The organism is Paractinoplanes bogorensis (genome assembly GCF_018829635.1).
GTDB classification, from domain to species: Bacteria; Actinomycetota; Actinomycetes; order Mycobacteriales; family Micromonosporaceae; genus Actinoplanes; species Actinoplanes bogorensis.
The window spans coordinates 323499-346838 of sequence record NZ_JAHKKG010000009.1; the positions used below are offsets into that span (position 1 = coordinate 323499).

22 protein-coding genes are annotated in these 23340 nt (G+C 71.5%); 6 read left to right on the plus strand and 16 right to left on the minus strand.

Annotated elements, in window-relative coordinates:
- Window position 1: 1 nt before the first annotated feature.
- The 4 genes from KOI35_RS29550 to KOI35_RS29565 form a co-directional block, all read right to left on the minus strand.
- Window positions 2-532 carry a hypothetical protein gene (locus tag KOI35_RS29550; protein WP_215791902.1) on the minus strand — a complete coding sequence of 177 codons (531 nt, stop codon included), beginning with the start codon at window positions 530-532 and terminating at the stop codon, window positions 2-4.
- 93 nt (window positions 533-625) lie between these two features.
- The gene (locus tag KOI35_RS29555) at window positions 626-2959 is read right to left on the minus strand and encodes a sodium-translocating pyrophosphatase (protein WP_215791903.1); all 2334 of its coding nucleotides are present in this window, start codon (window positions 2957-2959) and stop codon (window positions 626-628) included.
- A gap of 275 nt (window positions 2960-3234) precedes the next feature.
- Window positions 3235-3675 carry an ATP-binding protein gene (locus KOI35_RS29560; protein WP_215791904.1) on the minus strand — a complete coding sequence of 147 codons (441 nt, stop codon included), beginning with the start codon at window positions 3673-3675 and terminating at the stop codon, window positions 3235-3237.
- Entirely contained in the window at window positions 3672-4028 is a 357-nt protein-coding gene (locus KOI35_RS29565; RefSeq protein ID WP_215791905.1) for an STAS domain-containing protein, read from the minus strand. The genes KOI35_RS29560 and KOI35_RS29565 overlap by 4 nt, the downstream gene beginning before the upstream one ends.
- Window positions 4029-4160: 132 nt before the next feature.
- On the opposite strand from KOI35_RS29565, the gene KOI35_RS29570 reads away from it, so the two are divergent.
- Window positions 4161-6491, plus strand: coding sequence for a DEAD/DEAH box helicase (locus KOI35_RS29570; RefSeq protein ID WP_215791906.1), 2331 nt, complete (start codon window positions 4161-4163; stop codon window positions 6489-6491).
- On the opposite strand, the gene KOI35_RS29575 is transcribed toward KOI35_RS29570, so the two are convergent.
- The 8 genes from KOI35_RS29575 to ssd all read right to left on the minus strand — a co-directional run bounded on the left by KOI35_RS29575 (window position 6473) and on the right by ssd (window position 11462).
- On the minus strand, window positions 6473-6826 hold the full coding sequence (locus tag KOI35_RS29575) for an Rv3654c family TadE-like protein (RefSeq protein ID WP_215791907.1): 354 nt from the start codon (window positions 6824-6826) through the stop codon (window positions 6473-6475). The genes KOI35_RS29570 and KOI35_RS29575 overlap by 19 nt on opposite strands.
- Window positions 6827-6912: 86 nt before the next feature.
- Window positions 6913-7260, minus strand: a complete 348-nt coding sequence (locus tag KOI35_RS29580; RefSeq protein ID WP_215791908.1) for a TadE family type IV pilus minor pilin — start codon at window positions 7258-7260, stop codon at window positions 6913-6915.
- On the minus strand, window positions 7257-7385 hold the full coding sequence (locus KOI35_RS29585; protein ID WP_246614012.1) for a DUF4244 domain-containing protein: 129 nt from the start codon (window positions 7383-7385) through the stop codon (window positions 7257-7259). The genes KOI35_RS29580 and KOI35_RS29585 overlap by 4 nt, the downstream gene beginning before the upstream one ends.
- A gap of 108 nt (window positions 7386-7493) precedes the next feature.
- Window positions 7494-8117 (minus strand): type II secretion system F family protein, encoded by a 624-nt coding sequence (locus KOI35_RS29590; protein WP_438870635.1) that lies wholly within the window; start codon window positions 8115-8117, stop codon window positions 7494-7496.
- An 86-nt stretch (window positions 8118-8203) separates the two neighbouring features.
- Window positions 8204-8473, minus strand: a complete 270-nt coding sequence (locus KOI35_RS29595) for a hypothetical protein (protein WP_215791911.1) — start codon at window positions 8471-8473, stop codon at window positions 8204-8206.
- Window positions 8470-8646 (minus strand): hypothetical protein, encoded by a 177-nt coding sequence (locus tag KOI35_RS47735; RefSeq protein WP_246613922.1) that lies wholly within the window; start codon window positions 8644-8646, stop codon window positions 8470-8472. The genes KOI35_RS29595 and KOI35_RS47735 overlap by 4 nt, the downstream gene beginning before the upstream one ends.
- A gap of 528 nt (window positions 8647-9174) precedes the next feature.
- A complete protein-coding gene (locus KOI35_RS29605; RefSeq protein ID WP_438870628.1) occupies window positions 9175-10398 on the minus strand; it encodes a TadA family conjugal transfer-associated ATPase in 1224 nt (407 codons plus the stop codon).
- On the minus strand, window positions 10395-11462 hold the full coding sequence (ssd, locus tag KOI35_RS29610) for a septum site-determining protein Ssd (RefSeq protein WP_215791912.1): 1068 nt from the start codon (window positions 11460-11462) through the stop codon (window positions 10395-10397). Before ssd ends, KOI35_RS29605 begins: the two co-directional genes overlap by 4 nt.
- Window positions 11463-11665: 203 nt before the next feature.
- On the opposite strand from ssd, the gene KOI35_RS29615 reads away from it, so the two are divergent.
- Together KOI35_RS29615 and KOI35_RS29620 are read left to right on the plus strand one after the other, a co-directional pair.
- The gene (locus tag KOI35_RS29615) at window positions 11666-12022 is read left to right on the plus strand and encodes an STAS domain-containing protein (RefSeq protein WP_215791913.1); all 357 of its coding nucleotides are present in this window, start codon (window positions 11666-11668) and stop codon (window positions 12020-12022) included.
- Window positions 12023-12328: 306 nt separating this feature from the next.
- Window positions 12329-13129 (plus strand): HAD family hydrolase, encoded by an 801-nt coding sequence (locus tag KOI35_RS29620; protein ID WP_215791914.1) that lies wholly within the window; start codon window positions 12329-12331, stop codon window positions 13127-13129.
- Between the two features lie 870 nt (window positions 13130-13999).
- On the opposite strand, the gene KOI35_RS49070 is transcribed toward KOI35_RS29620, so the two are convergent.
- Both KOI35_RS49070 and KOI35_RS29630 read right to left on the minus strand, forming a co-directional pair.
- The gene (locus KOI35_RS49070) at window positions 14000-14473 is read right to left on the minus strand and encodes a PH domain-containing protein (protein ID WP_215791915.1); all 474 of its coding nucleotides are present in this window, start codon (window positions 14471-14473) and stop codon (window positions 14000-14002) included.
- Between the two features lie 68 nt (window positions 14474-14541).
- Window positions 14542-15273, minus strand: coding sequence for a Fic family protein (locus tag KOI35_RS29630; protein ID WP_308121207.1), 732 nt, complete (start codon window positions 15271-15273; stop codon window positions 14542-14544).
- Window positions 15274-15486: 213 nt separating this feature from the next.
- Here KOI35_RS29630 and acs point away from each other — a divergent pair, with 213 nt between their 5' ends.
- The 3 genes from acs to KOI35_RS29645 all read left to right on the plus strand — a co-directional run bounded on the left by acs (window position 15487) and on the right by KOI35_RS29645 (window position 19109).
- The gene (acs, locus tag KOI35_RS29635; RefSeq protein ID WP_215791917.1) at window positions 15487-17487 is read left to right on the plus strand and encodes an acetate--CoA ligase; all 2001 of its coding nucleotides are present in this window, start codon (window positions 15487-15489) and stop codon (window positions 17485-17487) included.
- A 110-nt stretch (window positions 17488-17597) separates the two neighbouring features.
- Window positions 17598-18092 (plus strand): hypothetical protein, encoded by a 495-nt coding sequence (locus KOI35_RS29640; RefSeq protein WP_215791918.1) that lies wholly within the window; start codon window positions 17598-17600, stop codon window positions 18090-18092.
- A gap of 93 nt (window positions 18093-18185) precedes the next feature.
- The gene (locus KOI35_RS29645; RefSeq protein ID WP_215791919.1) at window positions 18186-19109 is read left to right on the plus strand and encodes an alpha/beta fold hydrolase; all 924 of its coding nucleotides are present in this window, start codon (window positions 18186-18188) and stop codon (window positions 19107-19109) included.
- Between the two features lie 161 nt (window positions 19110-19270).
- On the opposite strand, the gene KOI35_RS29650 is transcribed toward KOI35_RS29645, so the two are convergent.
- Together KOI35_RS29650 and KOI35_RS47745 are read right to left on the minus strand one after the other, a co-directional pair.
- Window positions 19271-19636 (minus strand): UCP033725 family protein, encoded by a 366-nt coding sequence (locus KOI35_RS29650; protein ID WP_215791920.1) that lies wholly within the window; start codon window positions 19634-19636, stop codon window positions 19271-19273.
- On the minus strand, window positions 19633-23151 hold the full coding sequence (locus KOI35_RS47745; protein WP_308121208.1) for an SseB family protein: 3519 nt from the start codon (window positions 23149-23151) through the stop codon (window positions 19633-19635). The genes KOI35_RS29650 and KOI35_RS47745 overlap by 4 nt, the downstream gene beginning before the upstream one ends.
- Between the last annotated feature and the right edge of the window lie 189 nt (window positions 23152-23340).

Genomic DNA, 23340 nt, shown 5'->3' on the forward strand with positions numbered 1-23340 from the left:
CTCACCGGCACTCGGGCACTTCGTCGAACGCGGCCTTGAGCTCGGCCGAGCTGAGCTTGCTGGTGTCCAGACCGCTCGCCTGATAGTCGCTCTGCAGTTGCTCGACGACCCGGCCGACCTGCTGGTAGAAGGTCTGGGCGGGAGCGGTCGCGAGCGCCTCGACGCCGCTCTCGGCCTTGGCGTAGGCGTCGCGCGTGGCGGCCAGCGAACCGGTGAAGCCGTCGGCGATCTGTGAGCCGCCGTCGACGTCGGGCACACCGGCCTTGACGACGCCGGCGCGGGCCTTCTCACTCGCGTCGGCCGCGCCGGAGAACAGGCGCATCAGATTTTCCTTGGCCTGACCGGGCGTGGTCGCCGTGTCCATCTGCTGCTGGGTGCGGGTGGTCAGCGAGCCGATCTCGGTGCGCCAGGGCTCGAGAGTGGTGCACACGGAAGCGGCCCAGGCTCGGGGGCTGTGTGAATCGGAGCACGCGGCCAGCGATGCGCAGAGCGCGATCAGAACCAGCAGTGCGAGGGGTCGGGCCGGGCGCATGGGAAGCAGCGTACGGGCAAGGTCCGACATCCTCATCTATGGTGCGGGGCACCCGGCGTCGCCGAGTGCCCCGCAGTACTTCTGGTGGTGCGATCAGGCGGTGACCTTCTCGGTCGGCGCCGAGTTGTTCGACGGCGTGTCGTCGCCCATCGAGATCGGCTTGCGCTTGCTCCACACCACCGCGCCGGCGATGACGAGAGCAGCCACGACGGCGATCGTGATGCGCAGCGGGTTGTTCTGGTCGTTGCCGATGCTCCAGGCCACCACGGCCGGGGCGATCAGCAGCGAGACCAGGTTCATCACCTTGAGCAGCGGGTTGATGGCCGGGCCGGCGGTGTCCTTGAACGGGTCACCGACGGTGTCACCGATGATGGTCGCCTCGTGCGCCTCGGAGCCCTTGCCACCGAAGTTGCCGTCCTCGACCAGCTTCTTGGCGTTGTCCCAGGCCCCACCGGAGTTGGACAGGAACACGGCCATCAGCGTGCCGGCGCCGATCGCACCGGCCAGGTAGGCCGCCAGCGCGCCGGCGCCGAGGCCGAAGCCGACCGCGATCGGGGCCATGATCGCCAGCAGACCGGGGGTGAGCAGCTCGCGCTGCGCGTCCCGGGTGCAGATGTCGACCACGCGGCCGTACTCGGGCCGCTGGGTGCGGTCCATGATGCCGGGGAACTCGCGGAACTGGCGGCGGACCTCCATCACGACCGCGCCCGCCGAGCGGGACACGGCGTTGATGGCCAGGCCGGAGAAGAGGAACACGACCGCCGCGCCGAGGAGCAGACCGACCAGGTTGCGCGGGTTGGCGATGTTCAACAGGCCGAGGATCTCGGTGCCGACCGCCTCGGGAGTGACACCGGCGTCGGCCAGCGAGGTGGCCAGGCTGTTGGTGTACGACCCGAACAGCGCGGTCGCGGCCAGCACGGCCGTCGCGATCGCGATGCCCTTGGTGATCGCCTTGGTGGTGTTGCCGACCGCGTCGAGCTCGGTCAGGATCTGCGCGCCCTTCTCGTCGACGTCACCGGACATCTCGGCGATGCCCTGCGCGTTGTCCGAGATCGGGCCGAAGGTGTCCATGGCGACGATGACGCCGACCGTGGTCAGCAGGCCGGTGCCGGCCAGCGCGACGGCGAACAGCGACAGGGTGAGCGACGAGCCACCCAGCAGGAACGCGCCGTAGACGCCGGCGCCGAGCAGCAGCGCCGAGTAGACCGCCGACTCCAGGCCGACGCTGATGCCGGCCAGCACGACGGTGGCCGCACCGGTCTGCGACGACTTGCCGATGTCCTGCACCGGGCGCCGGTTGGTCTCGGTGAAGTAGCCGGTCAGCGCCTGGATGGCAGCGGCCAGCACGATGCCGATGACGACCGCGCCAACGGCCAGCCAGCGCGGGTCCTTGCCGCTGTTCAGGATCTCGGCCGCGATGCCCTCGTCGTTGAAGCCCTGGAACGTGGACGGCAGGTAGACGAAGCTGACCACCGCGACGGCGACCGCGGCGACCGCCGCGGAGATGTAGAACGCCCGGTTGATGGCGGTCAGGCCGTTACGGTCGCTCGGACGCAGCCGGGTGATGAACACGCCCAGGATGGCGATGACGACGCCGACCGTCGAGATGATCAGCGGGAAGATCAGGCCGTCCTGACCGAACGCGGCCGAACCCAGGATCAGGGCGGCGACCAGGGTCACGGCGTACGACTCGAACAGGTCGGCGGCCATACCGGCACAGTCACCGACGTTGTCGCCCACGTTGTCGGCGATGGTCGCGGCGTTGCGCGGGTCGTCCTCGGGGATGCCCTGCTCGACCTTGCCGACCAGGTCGGCGCCGACGTCGGCGGCCTTGGTGAAGATGCCGCCGCCGACCCGCATGAACATGGCGAGCAGCGCGGCACCGAAGCCGAAGCCCTCGAGCACGGTCGGGGCGTCGCTCCGGAAGATCAGCACGACCAGCGCGCCGCCGAAGAGGCCGAGCCCGACCGTGAGGAAGCCGACCACACCACCGGTGCGGAAGGCGATGCCCATCGCGGTCTCGCGACCGCCCTGCTCGCTCGCGGCCGCGGCCACCCGAAGGTTGGCCCGGGTCGCGAGCGCCATGCCCGCACCGCCGATGAACGAACTGAAGACCGCGCCGACGATGAAGAACAGCGAGCGTCCGATCTTGACCCAGACCTCGTTGTCGGTGTCGTGCACCGGCAGGAGGAAGAGCAGGACGACCGCGATCACCACGAAGATGGCGAGGGTCTTGAACTGGCGGAACAGGTAGGCCGACGCGCCTTCTTGGACGGCTCCGGCGATCTCCTGCATGTTCTTGGTGCCCCGGCCGGCCTTGAGAACCGACTGGACGAACATCGCCGCGAAGCCCAGCGCGATGAGCGCGAAGACCAGGGCGACGATGACAAACGTGACGTTCGAACCACTTAACGAGGTCCCGGACATCAATGTCCTCCTGTACACCGACCGCGCCCGGTAACGGCGGACGTGACCGCGCGGGCGCATCCCCGTCCAAGGGGAGACGACAACTGGGTCCCGCGGCCGCGGGACCAGGAGCAGTAGCTGATAACTCGCGTACTGTATCGGCCCAGCGTGTTTGTGGTCACACCTGGATCGGGCCGTGTCGTCGTGATGTTTGCCGCTGTGTTAGCGGCCGCGTCGGTGGGTATAGATGTCGGTTGATAAGGTGCTTGACCTTGTTTTATCCGACTGGGCCTCGGCTAACGCCGGGGAACCGGCCACACCATGCGGACCTCGGTGCCCGGACCGTCCTCAACCGGGCGGACCTGAAGATCGTCGACAAATCCGGCGAGGAGCGCGAAACCCACCCCGGTAGTCAGGGCCTCGTCGGTCAGCGACTCGTCGGCGAGCTCATCCGGCGGCAGTTTGGCCAGGCCGACACTCGCCTCGATCGGGGCGTGGTCGATGACCCGTACGGAATAAGCGTCCGAATCAGACATTTCGACGGTCACCAGGTCGGGCAGACCGTATTGGTTGTGCAGCGCGACGGCGCGGGTGCACGCCTCGCCGATCGCCAGCCGGACCTCGTCCAGCAGCTCCTCGGCGACCCCGGCACGCCGGGCCACGGCGACACCGACCAACCGTGCAGTGCGGACATGCACGGGAGCCGGGGAGAAGGACAGCCGAACCGTCGCCATCACGAAGTCGCGCTGCCGTCGCTGTCCCGCGTGGCGGCCTCGATCGTGGGGAAGATCGGGAACACCTGGTCGAGCGCCGTGATCCGGAAAATCTTGAGAAGGGCCTCCTTGGAGCAGACCAGGCTGAATCGCCCGTTCGCCACCCGCAGCCGCTTCATCGCTCCGACCAGCACGCCGAGGCCGGTGGAATCGAGGAACTCGACGCCGCCCAGGTCGACGATGACGCTGCGCACCCCCGAGTCGACCAGCTCGACGAGGCGCTCACGCAGCCTCGGAGCCGTGTAGACGTCGACTTCCCCGCCCACCTCGAGCACCGTGTGCTCGGCGACGGTCCGGGTTGCAAGGGACAGCTCCATCGCTCCTCCTCCCTGCCGGGCACGTGCTCTGACGGCCGATCTCCCCAGCGAATCTAACCACCGAGCGGTATCGGCCCGCCGTCCGGCTCCACCGTCGTACCCGTTTGAGGTTCGGCTCATTCGGGTGTCAGAGTGGCCGGCGTGACGTCGACCGCCATCGGCCCCGCCGAGTTGCTGCAGCGGTTGCGGGCGCGCACGGCCGGTTCCCCGGTCACCCACATCGAGCAGATTCCTTCCCGTACGGGCCGGAGCGCACCCTGGCCCACCTGGGCCTCCGCCGACGTCGTGTCGGCCTATCGGGCGCTCGGCATCGCCCAGCCCTGGGAGCATCAGGCCGCCGCGGCGTCGCTGGCCGCCGAGGGTGTGCACGTGGTGGTGGCGACCGGCACCGCCTCGGGCAAGTCGATGGCCTACCAGCTGCCGGTGCTCACCCGTCTTCTCGACGAGCCACGCGCGACGGCGCTCTACATCTCACCGACCAAGGCGTTGGCGGCCGATCAGCTGCGCGCCGTGGCCAAGCTCGGCCTCGACGGGGTGCGGCCGGCCACGTACGACGGTGACACCTCACGCGAGGAGCGGGAGTGGATCCGCCAGCACTCCCGCTTGCTACTGACAAATCCAGATATGTTGCACCACAGCCTGATGCCTGGGCACGCACGCTGGGCGACGTTCCTCCGCCGGCTCTCCTACGTGGTCATCGACGAGTGCCACGCCTATCGCGGGGTGTTCGGCTCCCACGTCTCGCATGTGCTGCGCCGGCTGCGACGGCTCGCCGCCCGCTACGGCGGCTCACCGACCTTCGTGCTGGCCTCGGCCACGTCGGGCGATCCGGCCGAGGCGGCGTCCCGCCTGATCGGACTGCCGGTCACCGCCGTGACCGAAGACACATCACCCCGCGGGGCGACCACCTTCGCCCTGTGGGAGCCGCCGCTGCTGCCCCCGCCCTCGGAAGATCTTGAGGAGGCTCTGGTCCGGCGCTCCGCATTGAGCGAGACGGCCGACCTGCTGACCGACGCCGTGGTGGCGGGCACGCGCACCCTCGCGTTCATCCGCTCGCGCCGCGGGGCCGAAGTGGTCGCCACGATGACCCGGCGCTCGCTCAACGAGGTGGTACCCGGGCTGGGCAAGCGGGTCGCGGCCTACCGCGCCGGATACCTGAAGGAGGACCGGCGCCGCATCGAGCAGGCCCTGCTGACCGGTGACCTGCTCGCGCTCGCCTCGACCAACGCACTCGAACTGGGCGTCGACCTGGTCGGGCTGGACGCGGTGCTGATCTGCGGCTACCCGGGCACGCGGGCGTCGCTCTGGCAGCAGGCGGGCCGGGCCGGGCGCGACGGCGGATCGGCGCTGGCCGTCCTGATCGCCCGGGACGATCCGCTCGACACCTACCTCGTGCACCACCCCGAGGCGCTCTTCGGCCGGCCGGTCGAGATGACCGTGCTCGACCCCGCCAACCCGTACGTGCTGGGCCCCCAACTGTGTTGCGCGGCCTCGGAGGCACCGCTGACCCGCGACGATCTCGAGCTGTTCGGCGGCGACGCGGCGCGGGCGGCCGTCGACGGGCTGACCGCCTCGGGGGCGCTGCGGAAGAGGCCGTCGGGTTGGTACTGGACGCATCCCGGCCGGCCCGACGTCGACCTGCGCGGGGCCGGCGGCGCCCCCATCCAGGTGGTCGAGTCGTCGACCGGGCGCCTGCTGGGCACGGTCGACGAGACGTCGTCGCACGTCATGCTGCACACCGGCGCGGTCTATCTGCACCAGGGCGTGACCTATCTGGTCGACCGGCTCGACCTCGACGACGCGGTGGCGCTGGTGCACCCCGAAGAGCCGGACTGGTCGACGCACGCCCGCGACGTGACCGACGTGTCAGTGCTGGGCATCCGCTCGCACGTGGACGCGGGACCGGTCGGCCTGTTCCTCGGCGACGTCGAGGTGAGCAACCAGGTCGTGTCCTACCAGCGCCGCCGGATAGCGACCGGCGAGGTGATCGACACCCGGCCCCTCGACCTGCCGGTACGCGAACTGCGAACAGTCGCGGTCTGGTTCACCGTGTCGCCGCAGGCCCTGGGCCGGGCCGGGGTCGAACCGCCCGACGTGCCCGGCGCCCTGCACGCGGCCGAGCATGCCGCGATCGGCTTGCTGCCGCTGATGGCGACATGCGACCGCTGGGACATCGGCGGCCTGTCCACGGCAAACCACATGGACACCGAGGCACCCACGGTCTTCGTCTACGACGGCCATCCCGGCGGGGCGGGTTTCGCCGAGCGGGCCTACGAGGTGGCGGCCGCGTGGCTGGCCGCCACGCGCGAGGCGATCGCCGCGTGCGCGTGCGAGGCCGGTTGCCCCTCGTGCGTCCAGTCCCCCAAATGCGGCAACGGCAACAACCCGTTGCACAAGCCCGGCGCCGTCCAGGTCTTGGACACGGTGCTGGCCGCCCTGGCCAGTCACTCGGCGAGGGCGTAGACGGGGCCGGCTCGGGCGGCGGCTGCGGCGCTGGGGGTCAGGCCGAGGATCAGGTGGACCTCGACCTCGGCCGTGACGACGATTTCCAGGCCCTCGACCGCGCACGACGTCATGCGGCCGCCGTTGGCGGTGACCAGTTCGGAGGCGCGGGCGCAGGCGATCCCCGGGCCGAAGATCGCCTGCGCGGCACCGGCCAACGCGCCCAGGTCGGCTGCGGCGCGAGCCTGGTGGCGGCCGACCCGCGCGGCACCCACGGCGGCGCCGGCCACGCCCGCGGCGACCAGCAACAGGCCGATGGCCAGCACGAATATGGTGGCCGCCCCGCGGTCTCTCATCGCACCTGGTCCGGCCCGGCGGTCTTTCATCGCGCCTGGTCCGGCTCGGCGGTCCTTCATCGCACCTGGTCCGGCTCGGCGGTCTTTCATCGCGCCTGCACCGGCTCGCGGGCGGCTGTTGCTGAACCCTCGACGGTGATTGCCGGCATCGCCTTGAGAGGTGTCCGCACGTGGACGGTCACCAGGTCGCCGTCGCCGCTGATGTCGACCGTCGCGCCGGGTGGCGCCATCCGGGCGGCCGCCGTTGCGCCGGAGTCGCCGCGGGACTCGGCCAAGGCTGCCTCGCGGGCCGCATCGAGGCATTGGGCCTTGGTCGCGACTCCCGAGACCGCGGTCAGACCCACGAAGAGCAGCAGCATGAGCGCCGGCAGCCCGGCCGCGAGCTCGGCGGTGAACGCTCCCCGGTCGCGGCCGGGCCACCAGCGCGCGGTCACTTCAGAGCCCGCATGATGATCTTTGTCAGTTCGGCCGCGATGTTGGCGCCGGTGAGGATCTTCAGCAGGACGCCGGCGAAGCCGACCGCCGCGATCGTTCCGACGGCGTATTCGGCCGTGTTCATGCCGGCGTCCGCGGCCTCGGCCCGCAGACGGGCGAAGTTCGCGAGGATTGTGCGCACGTAGTTCTCCTTCGGTTGTGGTGACGACCAGCCCGCGGCCGGTCGGTGGGGTCAAAGAACGTCGCCGAGCACCGCGATCAGCACCGGGACGAGCCCGGCGAGCAGGAACGCGGGCAGGAAGCACAGCCCCAGCGGCAGCACGATCAGGACGCCGGCCCGTTGCGCCGCCGCTTCGACGGCGACCGCCCGGTCGGCGCGCAGGTCGTCGGCGAGCCGGCCGAGCGCCCCGGCCAGTGCACCGCCGCTCGCACTGGTGCGAATGGCCGCCGCGACCAGGCGGTCGGCGCCGGGCACACCGTCGAGGTGACCCCACGCCTCGGCCGGGGTCGCGCCGAGGGCCAGCGAGCGGGCCGTGCGGCGCAGTCGTGTCCCGAGTGGACCGTCGAGGGCGTCGGCCACCGCACCGGCCGCCCCGTCGACCGGGGATCCGGCTCGCAACGCGGCCGCCAGCAGGTCGGCTCCGAGGGGCAGGTCGGCCGCGGCGGCGCGGCGTTCCTCGCGGACGCGGGCCGGCTCCCGCTTCCGCAGATAGCGTTCGACCCCCACCCCGGCGGCGACACCGGCCACGGCGCCCCACCAGGTGCCGAAATAGCCGGCCACCGTGAGCCCCGCGATCACGGACAGGAGGATCCGCGTCCGTCGGGAGTCGGTCGGGGTCGCGGCCGCACTGAGCATGCCCCGCAGCCGGCGCCGCGCCGCCCGTCCCCCGGCCACCGGAACCGCCAGCAACACCAACGCCGCAGCCACGATCAGCAGCGCCGTCACGGCTCCCCCACCGACCGCTCGTCCGGCCGCGCCGGCGGAACCGGCCGCGCCGGCGGAACCCGCTCGAGCGATGCCGCAACGACGGCACACTTGTCGGGCCCGCCCACCAGCGCGGCCACACAACACGGCCGCAGCGGCACCACACTCGGCTGCGGAGCCCGCAGAAACTCGGCGATCGCACATCGAGCCGTCATCTCGGCGTTCGTACGCCGCGGCGACACCGGTCCGCCCGGCCCGGCGTCGGCCTTCGCACCACGCGGCGTCATCGGGTCACCCCGCCGACGAGGCGTTCTGACCAGAGGAGTCCGCCGGCCTGCAACGCCACCGCGACCAGGCCGCAGGCCGCGCCCAACGGCGTGTGCAGCAACACCTGGAACGGATCGGCGCCCATCGTCACGCCCAGACCGAGCCCGGCCACCGGCAGCAGAGCCAGCAGCATCGCCGTCGCCGAGGCACCCGCGGCCTGCGCGGCCGCCGCGGCACCGGCCCGGTCGGCCGCCCGCGCGTCGGCCTCGATGCGCTCGACCAGGTCGGCCGCGGGAGCACCGGTCGTTTCCGCGAGCCTCCATAACCGAAGACGTGAGACGGCGCAGGCGGTCGCCCGAGCCGTCGGGCCGAGCGGCCATCGGAGGCAGCCCGGCCCGCAGATCCGCGGCCAGCGCGGCCAGCGCGTCCAGCGCCGCCGCGCGATCGACGGCCGTCCGCTGCCGGGCCGCGCGCCGGGCCAGCGCCCGGCCGCCCAGTGCCGTGTAGGCCGCCGCGATCACGCCCGCGACCGGGCCACCCGCGATCAGCCCGAGCACTGCCGCGGCCGCGATGCCGACGACGAGGGCCTGCCGTGGAGCCCGGGCGGCGGCCGCGACGACACGACGGGCGAGCGCGACAAGCGACACCCGGGGCGCACGCACCCGCGTGCCGGGCCAGACCACGATCAGCGCGCCGGCCACCAGCAGCAACGGGCCCCAGATCATGGCGCCACCACCGGCGGGGTGAGGACGGCGGGTACGGCCACACCGCGTACGGCCAGCAGGCGCGCCAGCGCCCCCGCACCCGGACCGGCCCCACGCTGCCGTCGCCAGGCCGGAACCACGGTGGCGAGCCGATCCTCCCCGGCCGGCAGCAGCACGCTGACCGACTCGAGCACGCGGCCCCGATCCGTTCGCCGCACCTGCAGCACGACCTGCAACGCCGCCACCACCTGGGCGTGCAGCGCCGCCCGGGGCAGCCCGCCGAGCAGCCCGAGCGCCTCGAGCCGCGCCGGGACGTCACCGGGCGCGTTCGCGTGCAGGGTGCCCGCGCCGCCGTCGTGGCCCGTGTTGAGCGCGCCGAGCAGGTCGACGATCTCGGCGCCCCGGCACTCGCCGACCACCAGCCGGTCGGGTCGCATGCGCAGCGCCTGCCGCACCAGATCGGTCAGCCCGATCGCGCCCGCACCCTCCACATTGGCCGTGCGCGCCTGCAGGGCGACCACGTGCGGGTGCAGCGGACGGAGCTCGGCCGCGTCTTCGACCAGCACGATCCGCTCGGTCGGGGGCACCATGCCGAGCAGCGTGGCCAGCAAGGTTGTCTTGCCGCTGCCGGTGCCGCCGACGACCAGGTAGGCCAGCCGGGCGGCGACGACGGCGGCCAGCACCGGGGCGACCGTAGGGGCCACGGTGCCGTGCTCGATCAGGTCGTCGAGGCGGAACGGCCGTTGCCGGAAGGTCCGCAGCGACAGGTAGGGCCCGTCGGTCGCGACCGGCGGCAGCACGGCGTGCAGGCGGGTGCCGTCGGGCAGCCGGGCGTCGGCGTAGGGCTGGCCGTCGTCGAGCCGCCGTCCGCACGCGGCCGCCAGGCGCTGGGCCAACCGGCGGACGTCGTCCAGGCTGCCCAGCACGATCGGCGCCCGATGCAGGCCGGCACCCCGGTCGACCCACACCGCGAGACCGTTGACCAGCACGTCGGTCACCTGCTGGTCGGCCAGCAACGGGGCCAGCGGCCCGGCGCCGACCAACTGGTCGTGCACCCGGTCGGCCAGCCGCAGGACGGCCGTGTCGCCCAGCGCGGCCGCGTCGGACTCACTCCGCACGGCATGCACCACGGCCGCGGGGGTCGCCTCGCCGCCCTCGACCGCGAACCGATGGCGGACGCGGCCGGCCACCTCGGGCGCGGAGGCGGCCAGTCGGCTGCCCAGACCCGGGTACGCCGTCACGCCGCCACCGCCCCGGCCCGATCGCTCAGCAGGTCGCCGAGCACCCGCCGGCAGAGCTCGGCCAGGGATCCCTTGCCGTCGGCGGCCGGGGGCCGGCCGCGCTCGACCCCCTGGCTGATCGACAGTTCCGGCCGCAGGGTGCCGATCAGCGGCAGCCCGAGAGCGGCCGAGATCTCGCGCGGGCGCAGCTTGCCCGGATTGGGCCCGCGCACCACCAGCGACAGTTCCGTGCGGTGGGCCTGCACCTGCCGGGCCACCCGGGCCGCGGCGGCCGACGCGCGCACCTCGGCCGGCACGATCAGCACCGCCTGGTCGGCGCACTCCAGCGCGAGCACCGATGCGTCGTCGAGCCGGCGCGGCAGGTCGACCACGACCACGTCGCGGGCCCGGCGGCCGGCGTCGATGGTTGCCGCCATCGCCTCGGGCGGCAGGTCGGACATGAGCTCGCGGTCGAAGGACAGCAGCACGAGGTCGCCGTGATGCGGCAACGCCTCGAGCAGGGTGGGCGGATCGACCCGGCCGCCCGCCTCGGCCAGGGCCGACCAGCGCAGACCGTCGCGGCGCTCCCACCCGAACATCAGGTCGAGCCCGCCGCCCAGCGGGTCGGCGTCGATCAGCAGTGTGCGCCGCTGGTCACCGATCGCGGTCATGGCGAACCCGGCGGCCAGCGTGCTCGCCCCGGCCCCGCCGCGCCCGCCGATCACCGCCAGCACCCGGCCGGTGGGCTGGTCGAGCTGCTCGGCGAACCGGTCGACGACCCACGACTCGGCCGTCGGCAGCTCGGCGATGTGTTCGACGCCGTGCTGGTTGGCCGCCGCCCACATCGGCTCGGTCACCTCGCCGCGGCCGACCACGGCGACCCGCGAGCGGCGGGGCAGCCGGGCCCGCAGGCAGGCGTCGAGCTGGTCGGCGCCGATCATGACGAGCGGTGCCGTGCCGTATCGCGAGCGGGCGGCGACGGGGTCGGCGGCCACGTCGACGGTGGTCCCGCCGGCGGCGGCGAGGCGTAACAACTCGTCGAGCAGGTCGGGGTCGGAGGTGACGACGAGGGGCAGGGAGGGCATCGGCGGTCTCCAGGCAGGCGGCGGTTGTGGCGCCCACCTTCGCGGCCCGCGTACAGCCGGACCAGGAGTACAGCCCCGGCCTGTGGACAACCGGGCGGGCTGTGGATATCCCGGTCCGGTCTCGTTGATCTGCTAAAGAGACCCCGAATACGACCTGCACCCGTTGGGTATGTTGGTTGACGACACGGACCAATGGGGTTGGCATGGAAAGCGGGATCCACCGATCACTCGACACCGACGGCGCCGCCGTGGTGACCGTCGAGGGCGAGATCGATTTCTCGAACGCGGATGAACTGGCCGGCTGCGTCCGTGACGCCGTGGCCGAGTGGTCCCCGCCGATCGTGCGGGTCGACCTGCGCTCCGCGACCTTCATCGACTCCACCGGGCTGGGCGCCCTGATCGAGGGCTACCGCGCCACCACCGACATCGAGTCCCGGTTCTGCGTGGTCAACCCGAGTCCGGCTTTTCGCCGGGTGCTCGACGTGACCGGCCTGTGCGACTTCTTCGGACTGGGCGAGACGGTCGAGCCGGCCGGGCAGACGCAGGCCACCGGGGCTTGAAGAAGGGAACGACCCCCGTCGGGGGAGACGGGGGCCGTCCGAGGATTCGGCTCCGGGGGGGTCGAGCCGAATCAACTCGGTGATCACGGGGGGCGTAATCACCGAGGGTTCATGAAAGGTGAGGCGCGAGCGGTCACAACGTGAATCCCGATCGCAACAGGACAAGCATGCCTCACAGAAGCAGCGCAGTCGAGTACCGATTGTTGCTCAGTGCGATGCTGGTTCCCGTCTGACCGAATTCACGGGCTGTCACCGTGCGCGTCGGGGACGGCGGCGGCGGGTGGCTTACGACTACACTTGCGGCCCGTGGGCCTGAGTGCCGCGTTTTTCGACCTCGACAAGACGGTCATCGCCAAGTCCAGCGCGCTGGCCTTCGGTCGGCCGTTCTATCGTGACGGCCTGATCAGTCGCCGTGACATGGTCAAATCCGCTTACGCACAGCTGATGTTCCGGCTCGGCGGCGGCTCGGACGAGCAGGCGATGGCCCGCACCCGCGACTATCTGGCTGCTCTCTGTAAGGGCTGGCGGGTCGAGCAGGTGCAGCAGATCGTCGCCGAGACCCTCGACGAGCTGATCAACCCGTACGTCTACGCCGAGGCCGCGACGCTGATCGCCGAGCACCAGGCCGCCGGGCGCGACGTCGTGCTGGTCTCTGCCTCGGGCGACGAGATGGTCCGTCCGATCGGCGCGCTGCTCGGCATCACCGACATCATCGCCACCCGGATGAGCATCGTGGACGGACGCTACAGCGGCGAGGTCGAGTTCTACGCGGCCGGCCCGAGCAAGGTCGTCGGGGTGCGCGAGCTGGCCGACGCGCGCGGTTACGACCTGCGCGACTGTTACGCGTATTCCGATTCGAGCAGCGATCTGCCCCTGCTCGAGGCGGTCGGGCATCCCAGCGCGGTCAATCCCGACCGGTCCCTGCGGCGCGCGGCGGTCGAAAATCAGTGGCCCGTCCTCGAGTTCCGGCACCCCATTCCGCTGGGTCAGCGCCTGCGTGATCGGCCGGCCGTTCCGGTCGCCGCCGCGGCGCTGGGCGTCGGCGTCGGTGCCGCCATCGGTCTGGCCATCTACGCGCGCCACCGCCGCACCAAGGCGCCCGCCTAAGATCAAGATCAAATTCCCGATTTCGTACGGACCTGAATTGTTCGCGCGATTGGGGACGGCCTGGTCGCCTGCCTACGCTCCTCAGCCACTGCCGGGTGGGCCCGGCCCAAGACGTGGGCGCCTTCCCGATGGGAACGATGCGTGTCTCTGCTCATTGCTCAGGGTCATCGCGCCCGTATGCGCAAGGCCAATGAGCTGCACGAATGGCTTTGGTCTGACTAATGCGGTAAGCCCATTTTGCCAGGCTGAAGCTCTGGCGATCATGCCTCCGCCGGGGTAGAAAGAACTGGCGAGGATCTAAGCCGACGGCCGGGTTTCCGGCCCGAAAGTGACGGGCCTCGTGCACGGCCACCGGGAACCCACGCGCGATCAGCCACGGCAGGCACGTTGCGACGGGACCGCGGCCCCCTGGGCTCTCATTGAAGGAGCCGCGAGGCCTGTGGACTGTCGACAACGACCCAGGTGCACGCTTGATAACCCGGTCCGGACGCGCAGCAGCCGGCGCCCCTTCGTGGGACGCCGGCTCTAATCTTTCCGACGACCGTTCAACCCCGACGCCATACGGGACAACGGTGCCGACTCCGCACGAGCGAGCGGCAACACAAGCCCGTACGGGAACGCTGTACGAGCGGCGACAGCTCGAGCCCGTACGGGAAACGTTTGGCGCTGCAGGAGTGGCGACGGCTCACGGCCGTACGGGAAACGGGTTGGCGTTGCAGGAGCGGCGACGACTCACGGCCGTACGGGAAACGGGTTGGCGTTGCAGGAGCGGCGACGACTCACGGCCGTACGGGAAACGGGTTGGCGTTGCAGGAGCGGCGACGACTCACGGCCGTACGGGAAACCGGTCTTGACTTTGATCTGAGGTAGTCAGCTGTTCTGCGCGGCCAGGTGGCGCGTGCGCAGCTCGTGGTAGACGGCGCGGAAGAGCTTGGGGCGGGCGTGGAAGTCGACGCCCTGGGCCCAGAGTTCGGTGTTGACGGTCGAGCCGTCGCGGCGCTCGATCAGCACGGTCAGGCCGCTCGGGATCTTGTAGGGGCCCAGCTTGTGGGCGGCCTCGTGCAGGTGGACGTGGGCGATGTCGTCCCAGGGGATCGTGCGCGAGCGCAACAGACCGTGGATGCGCAGGCCGTCGGCCCCGACGTAGGCGCCCATCTGGAGGATCCGGTAGGCGCCGAGCACCCAGATCACGGCCATCGCGCAGGTCAGCAACCGGACGCCGTGCCAGCCCAGCTCGAACGTCTCGATCGAGCTCCAGGCCAGCAGAGCCAAGGCGAAGGCTTCCCACCCGATCACGAGCCAGCGGCCGGCACCGGGCGTGTAGGGGCGCTCCCAGGTCTCCACGCCTTCGAGTCTAGAAGCCGCTGGTCATCGCCTCGGCTGTTCGCACAGACGCACAGTTCAATGATTGGTCATACGGTCGCCAGCACATTGTCACCGATGGCGGTGATCTCGTCGGCGGCGATGATCACGGCCGAAGCGTAGTGCCGCAGCCAGGAGCGCAGGCCATCGGGTGTGCCGGTGGCATAGGCGCCCGCCGAGCCGACGTACTCGGGCTCGCGGCTCTGATGCCCGACCTCGACCGCCACCAAACCCCGGGGATCGAATCCGCGGCTGATCAACGTCAGCCGGGCGGCGGCGCGGGCCACCACTCCGGCCGGGCCGGCGAACGGGCGCAGGGTGATCAACTCGGCGTGCACGACCGCGGCGAGCAGGAGCGGAGGCGTACGGTCGTTGCCCGCGACCAGGCCCGCGAGCAGATCCACGCGTTCCGCCGAGCCGGTGAGCCGGCCCAGGTCGGCCGGCGGCACGACTCCGCGGGCGGCGAGCACGTGGAGCTTGGCCAGCACCTGACGCGGCGCCCGGGGCCAGAGGTCGACCAGTCCGCCGATTCCCTCGGCCACCCGCAGGGCGCCCTGGACGACCGGATCGGTGACGGTTCCACCGCGTACGTCATCAAGGTCGTAGACGCTGCCCTCGAGCGCGGCACTGGACACGGCCGCGCGCAGGCTGGCCTCGGCCGCCACCTGACCGCCGTGCCGGCGCAGCGCGCGGTGCCGCATCGCCGCGTCGACGCGTTCGCGGGCCTCGGCCAGGGCAGGAGCTACATCGGCAAGATCGAGAAGTGGGGCTAGTGGATCCACCGGAACACCGTAGCCGGTAAACCCATCGAAACATGGGCTGCACAAACGGGCTCAGAACTGGCAAGATTCGCGCAGTATCGAGCAGCGAATGGTCATCCGGCGCGCGAGCCAGGCGTTCTGGCGCACTGAGCCGCACAACCCTCGCCGCTATCCACAAGCGCAACTAGTGTGCAACGAAGAAGCCCGGGTCAGCAGTGAAGAGGAGCCGCTCTCATGAGTGAGACTTTGGAGAATCTGTCCTCCGAGACGCGGCAGTTCCCGCCGCCCGAGGCCTTGGCCGCGGACGCCAATGTGAAGGCGGACGCGTACGAGGCGGCCAACGCCGATCGGCTCGCCTTCTGGGCCGAGCAGGCCGACCGCCTCACCTGGGCCAAGAAGTGGGACCAGGTGCTCGACTGGTCCAACCCGCCGTTCGCCAAGTGGTTCATCGGCGGCGAACTGAACATCGCCTACAACTGCGTCGACCGCCACGTCGAGGCCGGTCAGGGTGAAAAGGTCGCCATCCACTGGGAGGGCGAGCCCGGCGACACCCGCACGATCACCTACGCCGAACTGCTCACGCTGGTCAGCCAGGCCGCCAACACGCTCACCGACCTCGGCATCACGGCCGGCGACCGGGTCGCGATCTACATGCCGATGATCCCCGAGGCCGCGGTGGCCATGCTGGCGTGCGCCCGGGTCGGCGCCACCCACAGCGTCGTCTTCGGTGGCTTCTCGGTCGACGCGTTGTCGACCCGCATCAAGGACGCCGACGCCAAGCTCGTGATCACGGCCGACGGCGGGTACCGGCGCGGCAAGCCGTCGGCGCTCAAGCCCACCGTCGACGAGGCCGTCGCCCAGTGCCCGAGCATCGAGAACGTGCTTGTCGTACGGCGTACCGGCCAAGACGTGGCGTGGACGGACAAAGACAAGTGGTGGCACGAGACGGTCGAGCAGGCGAGCCCGGAACACAAGGCGCAGCCGTTCGACTCCGAGCACCCGCTGTTCATCCTGTACACCTCGGGCACGACCGGTAAGCCGAAGGGCATTCTGCACACCACCGGCGGCTACCTGACCCAGGCGTCGTACACGCAGTGGGCCGTCTTCGACCTCAAGCCCGAGACCGACGTCTACTGGTGCACGGCCGACATCGGCTGGGTCACCGGTCACTCCTACATCGTCTACGGCCCGCTCTCCAACGGCGCGACCCAGGTGATGTACGAGGGCACGCCGGACACCCCCGGCCGCGACCGGTTCTGGCAGATCGTCGACAAGTACAAGGTGTCGATCCTCTACACCGCGCCCACGCTCATCCGCACGATGATGAAGTGGGGCGACGACATCCCGGCCGGCTACGACCTGTCGTCGCTGCGCATCCTGGGCAGCGTCGGTGAGCCGATCAACCCCGAGGCCTGGATGTGGTACCGGGAGAACATCGGCCGCGAGCGGACCCCGATCGTCGACACCTGGTGGCAGACCGAGACCGGCTCGATGATGATCAGCCCGCTGCCGGGCGTCACGGCGACCAAGCCGGGCTCCGCGATGACGCCGCTGCCGGGCATCTCGGCCGACGTGGTCGACGACACGGCCCAGTCGGTGCCCAACGGTGGTGGCGGCTTCCTGGTGCTGCGCGACCCGTGGCCGTCGATGCTCCGCACGATCTGGGGCGACGACAAGCGGTTCATCGACACGTACTGGTCCCGCTTCGGGGCGGGGGCCGAATCCTCGTCGGCCGGCGCCTCGTCCGACTGGATCTACTTCGCGGGTGACGGCGCCAAGAAGGACGAGGACGGCGCGCTCTGGCTGCTCGGCCGGGTCGACGACGTCATGCTGATCTCGGGTCACAACATCTCGACCACCGAGGTCGAGTCGGCTCTGGTCTCGCACCCGTCGGTGGCCGAGTCGGCGGTGGTCGGCGCGACCGACCCGACGACCGGTCAGGCGATCGTGGCGTTCGTGATCCCGCGCGGCAACGTGGACACCGAGGGCGAGGCGGGCGAGAAGCTCAACGTCGACCTGCGCAACCACGTGGCCAAGACGCTCGGCCCGATCGCCAAGCCCCGCCAGATCATGCTCGTGCCCGAGCTGCCCAAGACCCGGTCCGGCAAGATCATGCGGCGTCTGCTCAAGGATGTGGCCGAGAACCGGTCGCTCGGTGACGTCACGACGCTGCAGGACTCCGCGGTGATGGACCTGATCTCGAAGGGGATGGGCGGCAGCAAGTCCGAAGACTGACCTTCCTACCCCTGCGGCGTCCGGCATCCGCCGGACGCCGCACCCCCGTGCGGGACGTGAAACAGCTACGCTTTGCGCCGCGGTCCGCACGTCGCTCACGGGGGTAAGTCATGCTCAGGTCTACGGCCGGCGCCTTGATGGTGGCGTTGCTGCTGGTCGGTGGCTGTTCGCGGTCATCGGACGAGACTCCGGCCGCGGCTCCGGTGGCGGCCGCTCCGGTGGCCTCGGGTGCCGTGCCCTCGGCGCCGGGTGCCGTCGCCCCGACCGACCTTCCTGCGCCCGACTGGACTGTTCCGCCGGGGCAGCCGGTCGACAGCGACAGCTCTCCCCTGCCACCGCCGACCCGCGCGCCGGGCGTCAAGGCACCCAACCCGGCGGATCTGCGCGTCGGCTGGCTCACCGCGACCGTCACCAAGGGCGGCTCCGGCCCCTGCTACGGCGTCACGGCCGAAGACGGCGTGGCCTGGTCGCTCTACTCCAAGAAGTCGGTGCCCCTGGCCAAGGGCGACCACGTGAAGGCGCGGATCACGCCGGGCAAGACGCCGGTCGACTGCGGTTCGGGCAAGCCCGCCACGCTCGTACGGGTATTGATCGGCAAGGACTGAATTTCGTCCCGGTTACCTCCGTCACGCGTCCGTCGTCCGTTGGTTGCGGCGGCCACGCGCTCACGTTCGACCACAGCGCCTACGCTTGAGCCCATGGGTGGTCGGGTGGACGAGTCGTGCGTGCTGGTGGACGGACCCTGGACCCATCGTTTCGTCGGCGCCAACGGCAGCCGGTTCCACGTCGTCGAGGCCGGCGCCGGCCCACTGGTGCTGTTCCTGCACGGCTTCCCGGAACACTGGTGGGCCTGGCACGACATCCTCCCCCGCATCGCCGACTCGGGCTTCCGGGCCGTGGCGGTCGACCTGCGGGGCTACGGCGCGAGCGACAAGCCCCCGCGCGGCTACGACGGCTACACGATGGCGGCCGACATCACCGGTCTCATCCGGGCGCTCGGCGAACGGAACGCCACGATCGTCGGGGCGGGCGCCGGCGGCATGATCGGCTGGGCCGCTGCCGCCTTCCATCCCAAGCTGGTCAACCGGCTCGTCGTGCTCGGCGCGGCCCACCCGCTGCGTTTGCGGGCGGCGCTGTTCGCAGACCCGCGCGGCCAGTTCACCGCGTCCTCGTCCGCGTTGCGCTTCCAGGTGCCGCGCTACGAGCACGTGCTCACCCGTGACGACGCGGCGATGGTAGGCGAGCTGATGACCCGCTGGTCCGGTCCTCAATGGAAAGAAACCCCGGAGTTCGCGGCGTACGTCGCCAAATGCCGTGAGGCCATGCAGATCCCGCAGGCGGCGTTCTGCGCGCTCGAGGCGTACCGCTGGGTGTTCCGCAGTGCCCTCCGGCTGCAGGGTTACCGCTTCGTCAAGCTGATGCAGAAACCACTCATCACCCCGACACTGCAACTGCACGGCGGGCTCGACACGGCGACCCTGCCGCGCACGGCCCAAGGCTCAGGGCGTTACGTCCTTGCGCCGTACGAATGGCGGCTGCTCCCCGGGGCCGGGCACTTCCTGCATCAGGAGGCCGGCGACGTGGTCACCGGTGAAGTGTTGCGCTGGCTGAAGTCGAACTAAGGCCTGTTTCATAACTGGGGTGGGAGTGAGGCGGGGTCCAAATTTCGTCTGGTGGTGGCCCGTGGAAGTCCGGCTCCCGGTGTTGGAACCGGGCTTTCGCGGGACGCCGCCAGGCGGGATCTGGGCCCCTCCGCAGCCCCGCCTCAGTTATGAAACAGGCCTTAAATCCGCTGCTCATTGAGGTCGCTGACCTCGTGCAGCGGGGCCCAGCCCTGGTAGACGCCGAAGTCGAACTCCTCGAGCCCCAGCTGACGGGCGATCGGGGCGCGGCCGCCGGTGTACTCCACCCGCAGCCATGCGTCGGCCTCGGCCAGCACGATGAACGTGGCGCCACGCCAGGTGCAGGTCGTGCGGACATAGACCAGTTCGTCGTACTCCTCAGGGGTCAGCACCCGCACGAACCGGCCCGGACGCACCTCGTCGAAGCCGTCGGCCGCGTCGCCGCGATAGATCCGCACGTTGTCACCGTCGGGGGCAGCGTCATACTCCTGGCCCTGCCACGCGACCACGTAGCCGTCCCGCATCACTGCTCACCCACCCGGCGCCACAGCGGACCGTCGTTGTCGAAGATCGCCACCATGCGCTCGCTGCCGTCAGCGTCGATACGCCACAGCTGCGCGCCGTGCGGCAGCCGCACACTGTCCACCTTGAACTCGGCGATGACGTCACGACCCTCACCGGGCGCGAAACCGTTGCCCCGGAACGGCGACCGCTCGATCACCCAGCCGTCCATCGCCTTCAACGCCTGCTCGTTCTGACCGCCGTACGGGATCCGGTAAAGGCTCGGACGGTAGGCCGGCCAGCGCAGCACGTACGCCTCCTTGGCGTCCGTCTGGTGCGGCGAGCTGTCATAGGTCAGGCCCAGCGCACCGAGCAGCTCGGCGGGCGTCCGCAGATGCTCGACCTCGGTGGCCCGGTGCACGAACCCGGCGACCCGGTCGTACCCGCGCTCGAGGTAGTAGTCGACCTGATCGGGCGGCAGCGTCTTCTGCATGACCGTGGCGTGTTGCTTGTCGTCGCTGGCCGGCTCGGGCGCGGGCACTGGCTCGACGTCCTCGAGCGGGCCGTCCTGGTCGTTACCCAGGCCCGACTCGGCGGCCCAGCTGGCCAGCGCGATGACCTGCGGGCCGGGGTACTTGGCGCCGATCGGGCCGTCCGGGTTGACCGCGAACGACCAGGCCGGATCCGGCCAGTTACGGATGAGCTCGACGAACCGGACGCCGACCGTACGGGTCGGCTCGTCGAAGTGCTCGGCCAGCCTGTCCTTGCTCGTGAAGACGACCAGATAGGTCTCGCCGTCGGTCTGCTCGGTGCGGAACGCGAAGCCGGACTCACCGGGAGCGCTGCCCGGCCGGGAGTGGTTCGCGACCGGGACCAGCACGGTGGAGAGGAGCAGGGTGGAGAGGAAGGAGTCGGTGTTGTGCGACTCGGCGGCGTCGAAGAGGTCCTGCTCGACCTCGTTGGCCGGGTGGAACTGCACCGCGGGGGTGCTCGGCATCGCGGGGGCGGGCGCATCCAACGGCGGCTGCGCGCCGAGCCGGGCCGGGCGGTCGCTGCCGGGCGAACCGGGGATGACCGGCGGGGCCATCGGCTGGCTCGGCTGGTTGGCCGGGTTCGTCTGGAACGCCGGGAACGAGGTCATACCGGGGCGCTCGGCGGCCGACGCGGCCTGCCGGCGGGGCAGCGGGGTGCCGAAGCCCGGGCTCGGCTCGCTCGGCATTCCGGGAGCGGACATGCCGGACTGGCGCTCGGTGGGAGCGCTCGGTGGAGCCGGCGCGGCCTGCGGAGCCGGCGGGGCCGAGATGGGGGGCATGGCGGCCGCGGGGGTGCGCTGAGCGGCCGCGGCCTGCGGTGAAGCCGGGCCCTGTGGGAAGCCGCCGCCACTGGTGGGCTGACGACCCTCGGCGGGCTGGCGGCGCGGCAGGTCGGTCAGCGCACTCGGAGCACGCGGGGTCGAGGTGGGCGCCGACGATTCCCAGCTCGGGTTGAACGGGGTCTCGTCGGGGTTGTGCGGCGCGAAACCCTCGGGGGCCGGCGGGGTCTGCGCCATGGGGGTGCGGACCGGGAGCGGGGCGTTGGCGTCCGGCAGCGGGCCGCGCGGGTCGTCGCCGGTGGGCGACGGGCGGCCCATCGGCGGCAGGGGCGGTGGCTGGTAGGCGGGCGGCACCACGGCCGGGCCCGCGGACGAGGGCGCCGCGGGCGGTGCCGACATAGGCGCCGACATGGGCGCTGCGGACGGGCCCGAGCCGAAGCCGGACATGGGTGCAGCCGACGCCGGGCCGGGCGCGGCGCTCGGCGTGCGGGCGGGAAGTCCGCTCGGCAGGACGGTGCTGGGCGTCCGGACCGGGAGGCCGCCGGGGCCGATCGACTCGGGCGTTGCCGACTGGCCGTCCGCCGACGGGTTGGGCGAAGCCGGGCTTGGTGCTGCTGGGCTTGGTGCTGCCGGCTGGCCGTAGGCCGAGGGTGCGCTCGCGGGGCGGCCGTACGCGGGCGGAGCGCTCGCCGGAGACGCGCTCGAAGGCTGGCCGTACGCGGGTGGGGCGCTCGCAGGCTCGCCGTAGGCCGGGGGGGCACTCGCTGGGCGGCCATAAGGCGATGGGGCAGCGGGCGAGCGATTCTCCGCGGGCGGGGCGCTGGCCGGACGACCGTAGGCCGCTGGAGCGTCGGGCTGGCTGCTAGCAGGGCGACCGTAAGCCGCAGGCACGTCGGGCGGGCCACCGGCCGGGCGACCGTAAGCCGCAGGCACGTCGGGCGGGCCACCGGCCGGGCGACCGTAAGCCGCAGGCACGTCGGGCGGGCCACCGGCCGGGCGACCGTAAGCCGCGGGTGCGTCGGGCTGCCCACTGGTCGGGCGGCCATAAGCAGCAGGGGCCTCGGCCGGGCGACTATAAGGGGACGTTGCGGGCGGCGTGTTCGACGGCTGCCCATAGGCCGGAGGAGCGCTTGCCGGCTGGCCGTACGCCGGAGGGGCACTCGCCGGCTGACCGTAGGCCGGCGGGGCACTGGCCGGGCGCCCGTAGGCGGGTGGCGCGCTGGCCGGGGCAGTGGGTGCCGACTGGCCGAAGCCGGCCGCAGGCGTACGCGTCGGCAGGCCACCGTTAGCGGCGGCGGCGCGGGCGCCCAACCCGTCAGCGGCGGAGGGCGTGCGCGTCGGGAGGCCACCGGCCGGCTCGCCCGCCGGACCGTAGGCGGGCGACGGCGCACGGGTGGGAAGGCCACCGGCGGGCGCCTGCTCGGCGGGCTGACCGCGGTCGAGTCCGGGCGTCCGCGTCGGCAGGTCACTGGCGGGCGGCTGACCCGGGGTCGGGGCGTAGGCGCCGCCGTACGTGTTCGCAGCAGCCTGCCCATAAGCGGCCGGTGCCTGACCGGCGCCCGACGACTGGGCGCCGCCCAGGGACAGGCCCGGAGCCGACGGCTGGGCCGCGGCCGACATCTGACCAACGCTGGACGGCTGGCCGTAGGTGGCCGCCGGATATTGCGGATAGGAGCCGGTGACCGCGGTGAGCGGCGCGTCGGCGCGCGTGGGACCGCCCGGCCGCTCGTCCTTGCTGAGCGCGGCCGCGTTGGCCGCCATCGCGGCCGCCTGCAGATCCTGCATCTTGTTACCGCCGCCGGTGCTGGTCGGGGCGTCGGCGCGACCCGGGCCCCGGGTCGGCAGCCTCAGGTCGCCGCGGGACAGCTGAGCCACGAACCAGGCCGGCAGATAGCCCTCGATCGGCAGGCCGGGGTTGACCGCCAGCCACCACTCGAGATTGGGCCAGGTGTTGGCCAGCTCGGCGTAGGGGACGCGGCGCGCGGAGCCGGTGTAGTCGGCCAGGCACGACTGCAGAGCCGCCGTCGACGTGAACGCCAGCACATGCGTGCGTCCGCCCGTGCTCCACGTGCCCCAGCCGAGCGGGGCGAGACCCGCCAACGCATCGGCGGAGACAGGTAAGAGCAGGTCAACGCCGGAGAGGATGCGGAAGTAGGACTCTTGATCGTCGGTGCGCAACGCATCGCGCATTGCCACCTCGGCGTCCGTAGCCGGTTCCCACTCGGACACGTCCACCTCTCCCCACCGCGCGACGAGGCCATCTCAACGCGTACAACCTACAAGGTCAGGCCACGATCACAATGGGCGGCGGTACGCAGACGCAGAAGTCGGGTGGTCGAAGCCTTCTGAGGGCGCTCGGAAGCTCTCCGAAAAGCCCTTTCGGTTGCTCGAAGCGATCAAACAACAACTGATCGTAGC

Bases quoted from the DNA above. Each gene is read 5' to 3' on its own strand.
- KOI35_RS29550 (WP_215791902.1), bottom strand. From the start codon at position 532: ATGCGCCCGGCCCGACCCCTCGCACTGCTGGTTCTGATCGCGCTCTGC.
- KOI35_RS29590 (WP_438870635.1), bottom strand. From the start codon at position 8,117: ATGCTCAGTGCGGCCGCGACCCCGACCGACTCCCGACGGACGCGGATC.
- KOI35_RS29565 (WP_215791905.1), bottom strand. From the start codon at position 4,028: ATGGAGCTGTCCCTTGCAACCCGGACCGTCGCCGAGCACACGGTGCTC.
- ssd (WP_215791912.1), bottom strand. From the start codon at position 11,462: ATGCCCTCCCTGCCCCTCGTCGTCACCTCCGACCCCGACCTGCTCGAC.
- KOI35_RS29615 (WP_215791913.1), top strand. From the start codon at position 11,666: ATGGAAAGCGGGATCCACCGATCACTCGACACCGACGGCGCCGCCGTG.
- KOI35_RS29585 (WP_246614012.1), bottom strand. From the start codon at position 7,385: ATGAACACGGCCGAATACGCCGTCGGAACGATCGCGGCGGTCGGCTTC.
- KOI35_RS29575 (WP_215791907.1), bottom strand. From the start codon at position 6,826: ATGAGAGACCGCGGGGCGGCCACCATATTCGTGCTGGCCATCGGCCTG.
- acs (WP_215791917.1), top strand. From the start codon at position 15,487: ATGAGTGAGACTTTGGAGAATCTGTCCTCCGAGACGCGGCAGTTCCCG.
- KOI35_RS29640 (WP_215791918.1), top strand. From the start codon at position 17,598: ATGCTCAGGTCTACGGCCGGCGCCTTGATGGTGGCGTTGCTGCTGGTC.
- KOI35_RS29595 (WP_215791911.1), bottom strand. From the start codon at position 8,473: ATGACGCCGCGTGGTGCGAAGGCCGACGCCGGGCCGGGCGGACCGGTG.
- KOI35_RS47735 (WP_246613922.1), bottom strand. From the start codon at position 8,646: ATGCTGCTGGCTCTGCTGCCGGTGGCCGGGCTCGGTCTGGGCGTGACG.
- KOI35_RS29645 (WP_215791919.1), top strand. From the start codon at position 18,186: ATGGGTGGTCGGGTGGACGAGTCGTGCGTGCTGGTGGACGGACCCTGG.
- KOI35_RS29555 (WP_215791903.1), bottom strand. From the start codon at position 2,959: ATGTCCGGGACCTCGTTAAGTGGTTCGAACGTCACGTTTGTCATCGTC.